Annotated in this window: 2 protein-coding genes and 3 tRNA genes; 4 read left to right on the top strand and 1 reads right to left on the bottom strand. The window is 38.9% G+C overall.

Going from position 1 to position 4,237, the window contains the following annotated elements:
* Window positions 1-197: 197 nt before the first annotated feature.
* The 4 genes from QMD82_08510 (at window position 198) to QMD82_08495 (ending at window position 1,709) form a co-directional block, all read left to right on the top strand.
* A complete protein-coding gene (locus tag QMD82_08510; GenBank protein MDI6851954.1) occupies window positions 198-1,367 on the top strand; it encodes a hypothetical protein in 1,170 nt (389 codons plus the stop codon).
* A 103-nt stretch (window positions 1,368-1,470) separates the two neighbouring features.
* Window positions 1,471-1,545, top strand: a tRNA-Pro gene (locus tag QMD82_08505).
* A 6-nt stretch (window positions 1,546-1,551) separates the two neighbouring features.
* Window positions 1,552-1,625, top strand: a tRNA-Arg gene (locus tag QMD82_08500).
* An 8-nt stretch (window positions 1,626-1,633) separates the two neighbouring features.
* Window positions 1,634-1,709: transfer RNA gene (locus tag QMD82_08495), tRNA-His, on the top strand.
* Window positions 1,710-1,851: 142 nt separating this feature from the next.
* Here QMD82_08495 and QMD82_08490 read toward each other — a convergent pair.
* Window positions 1,852-3,840: a thioredoxin family protein gene (locus tag QMD82_08490; protein MDI6851953.1), complete on the bottom strand. Its 1,989-nt coding sequence runs from the start codon at window positions 3,838-3,840 to the stop codon at window positions 1,852-1,854.
* Between the last annotated feature and the right edge of the window lie 397 nt (window positions 3,841-4,237).

Raw genomic sequence — 4,237 nt, 5'->3', positions numbered from 1 at the left:
GCTAAGACACGCCGCCAGCGTTAGCCCTGAGCCAGGATCAAACCCTCCATAGGAAACAACGTTAGGTTCGATCCTATACCCGTACCAACTCTAACCTCACACTCACCTGATTGACAAAGAACAATACAACATCTGCAAGTGTTATAAATGTAATGTAAAGGGAATAAACTGTCAAGTCCCCTTATAATATAGGCAAGATGAAGGAATTCGGCGCTGATATCAGACATGATTTAATCGAACTCGTGAATACGATTTCAAAGATGAGTTATCCCAATAGTACACGATTGAAAATTTTCTTCTACAATCTCCTTATGCTACAGGAGGTAAGGGATAACTTGGTGCAAATCAAGGAAAACTACAGCATAGCAACAGGACTCGATCCCGATCAGTTAGAACCGTTAAGTATGAAAAAACTTGTAAAGCAAATTAGCACTGAGTATTTTGAACAACTTGAAAAAAGAGGAATATTTATTGACTTTTCAAAGAAAAGCTTACTAATCTCGCTTATATACAAAAAAAATCCACGCGGAATTGAAGCCAGGTACAACAGGCTACTAAACCTTGTTACCCACTTATTCAACACACCAACCACTTACCTGGCAATACGCTTAAATATTGATAAGACCAGGTTGAAAAATAAAATAGGTGAAGAGTTTGAAAGATTATCCGATTCTCTCGTAGAAAAATACACCTGGAGAGACAAGTTGCTCAAAGCCATAAAACATTACAAAGAGACTGTAAATCTAAGCGAAGTTGATGCAAATTTACTTAAGTTTTTTGAAAGTTTTTTGAAAGTCACAAATACGGTAGAATTACTGGGAAAAAATCTATTAACGATTAATAAAAAGTGGCAAATAATCAAAAATCTCGGGGAGACCATGACAAGCCTTTTCACGGGTTTACTCCAATATAAAGATCTTAAAGAACGACCCAACGCAGGAATTCTCGAAATAGTTACAGAACTAATGAATATCCTTTTTGACATTGCTGCTACCTTTGGGAAAATATTATCAAAAGAAAGTGGAAAGGCAATTACTTATGGGATAACGGAAGCCTTAGCTCCCCTCTATGTTTTAGGTATTGAAACTCTTAACAATACAGAGGGGAAACAGATAGAGTTATTAAGAAACAAACTTGCTAAGCTTCTTAAAGAGAGACATAAATTAATTGACATGGAAATTGAAAGTGGAACGACACAATTGCTGTATGAAGGTGAAAATTTCTGGAATGCCCTTCTAATAGAGAGAGTTCTGTGCAACTCCAAACAGGAAATCTTCCAGATATTGGGAATCCCCATCACAAACCCAACTGATGAATTCGATTACGAAGCCTTTTTAAAACCTGTGAATGAAGAAAAGTGGTATTAGCCAAAACGGTTTAAAAGAACATTAAACTTCCAAAATTTAATTGATTTTGTAAAAATCCGTTTGCTTGATCGTCCATAGGTGAAATTCTATAATTAGAAAACTGCGGGGCGTAGCGCAGCTTGGTTAGCGCGCCTGCCTTGGGAGCAGGAGGTCGGTGGTTCAAGTCCACTCGCCCCGATGGGAAGCGCCCGTAGCTCAACAGGATAGAGCAGCGGATTTCTAATCCGCTGGTTGGGGGTTCAAGTCCCTCCGGGCGCATATAAATGGTGAGCGTAGCTCAACTGGCAGAGCGCCAGACTGTGGATCTGGTGGTTGGGGGTTCGAGTCCCCTCGCTCACCCCATTAAAATAATTCCCTTTCGCTTCCCTTCTCTACTCTAAACAAATTATAAGCTTTGGGAATTCTTAGAACATTTTAAAACTTTGTGAAACCAATAAGCAGAGGGTCAACAGAATATGGACCGTTGCCCCCCTACCGTTGCCAATTAATCAACGACTAATACCTTTTTCTTCTGCAAACCTTTTGTATCCTCATAAATTAAATAGTAAATTCCGCCCTTCAAGTCCGAAATAACAACTTTTCCTCTTAAGGTCTTAATTTCACTTATCAGTCTCCCATCCACACCAACGAGAAAAACTTTATTAATATTTTCATCCAGCTTAATTTCCTGCCCACTCTTCAATATTATAGTATTAGAAACTGAAATTTTACTATTCTCACTTACATCACTCCGCAAGCCAAAGAGGGTTGCCAGGAAATTCTTTTTAGTAAGATACGTTCCCAAACTTCCTACTCCCTCCGCTCCGAAACCGAGGAAGATAACTCTATTTCCGGACGGACATACCATGTACACACCGGCAACCGAATCTGCATCTGAGCCTGTAAGAGCCCTATAATAGAGAATCGGAAGGGCACCGGAACCAGTAATGATATCTATTACATCTTTAGAATTCTGATTGGCATATGCTCCACTTCCACCAATGACTACAGAGTCATCAAGGGCAAAAATGTTTCCAGCGCCTATAAGCTTCCTGTCAGTAGTGCTATTAGAAATCAAGGTTATGCCAATGTAATTTGTAAGAAAATCAGGGAAAATACTATTAAAACTTTCTGCAATGTTTTGGCCAGAGATTATCAAATTTTTTCCATAATCAATAGCGCTTATTAAAAGATTGGCGTCCGAAGAGTCTGGGAACCTCTGTCCGGAAATGTAAAAAATTGTTCTGTAGTCTTCATATAGGTAAGGCTTTCCGCTATCGGCTTCCGAAAACCACTCGTAGGCAAAGTTGAGAGAATCGATAAACGGCTTTAAGTAGTTTTTGAGATTATTGTCATAACTGCCATCCCATACAAGTACAGAATCGATTCCTATTTTAAACTGAATTGTATCGATCCTTGATAAAATTCCGTCCCAAGAGTAACTAAGTTCCAGAGAAGCCATTTGGGGAACGTCAAAATCATGCACATGAATGTTAATAGGGAGATAAACAGTGTCATTTACAGGTATCAAATCAATAGCAAAAGATGTATCCGCAACCTCAACGTACTCACATAGAGAGCTGACCCTTAAACTAATATTGTGGGCATCGGCAAAAGGTGCAAGGCTTGTCAGAGCAATGTTGACCGTTCCACTCTCGCCCCGTTCAAACCTATTGTTTCCATTACCGTCAGTTATCCCCCTAAATATCGCTGAAAGGTAACCAAAATCAACACTCAATCTGGCCTTATCAGACTGGAGAACGTTCCCAGCATTGAGGGTATAATCACCACTATAATCAACGATCTGGTAAATAGAGTCCTGCTGCACAAAAGCAGCCACATAGTAGTACGGTGCCCTTGTTAATTCAGAAACGGAAAACGAGAAATCATAAATAACCGAATCCCCATAACTAATATTTAACTCAACTCCCTCAGCATCAGGCCACATTCCTTTAACCACATATCTCAGAATGTCCATACTTTGCCAGTTATAGAAAATCGAATCCTCAAGAATAGCCACTCTCAACATAAGCTGGGAAGGGATGGAAATTGATATATCAGACGTCATAAATATTTTCACCCTTGCATTTGCAACAAGGGTATTTGGATCAAAGCTTAAAATCTCCACCTTAATAGAGCAAGGGGATGTCTCTTGAAAGCTTTGCAAAACATAGTTTTCCAATGGTGTATAAACACCTGCCCACCCACCTACCACTGCTTTGTTACCCGAGATTAAAGAGGTAGGATACCCTGGAACTGAGTAGTAGTTTAACCTATAAGCGGAGTAAGAATGATAAAAGGGATCCGAGGAACTAGGATGGTACTTTATAACTGTCAGTGACTCACCGTAAACCGTTTCCAACTGGGTAATAGCAGCCGCCTGATAGGGGCAATATGCACACCATGTTGCAGTGAAGTTCTCGATAAGGACATTCTTTCTATATCCATGGGCAAGCCCCAGAATTAACGCAAAGGTCAATAGCACCCTTTTCATTTTTACCCCCTGTTTTTACTAAATTTTATAGCCAAATGGATAATTCAAAAAGTGTCCAACATACAAGCCTTCAATAACGAAAAGCTTAAAACTAAACGAAACCCACCTTTATGCGATAAAAAAATATTTTAAGTCCATAACTAAAGACCAAAATATTTTTAACTTAGTGGTAACTTTTTAACCATAGATTAACCATATTTTCTAAAATTTCCTCGAGTTGCAAGAATAGGATAGACTTCTCCTCATTCCCTGGACTTGAAAATTAAAAAATGAAACTTTACTTCTCAGCCCAGAAACAAAGGAAACTGGGCATGAAAAATTTTGATTAATTTTTCGCTACTATTAAATAAAAATTCTTCGAATAAGAAACAACCGCTTACACTTAAGTCCATGCCCT

This window comes from bacterium (assembly GCA_030019025.1).
Lineage (GTDB): Bacteria > Hydrothermota > Hydrothermia > UBA1063 > UBA1063 > UBA1063.
This window is presented reverse-complemented; position numbering and strand designations above follow the sequence as displayed.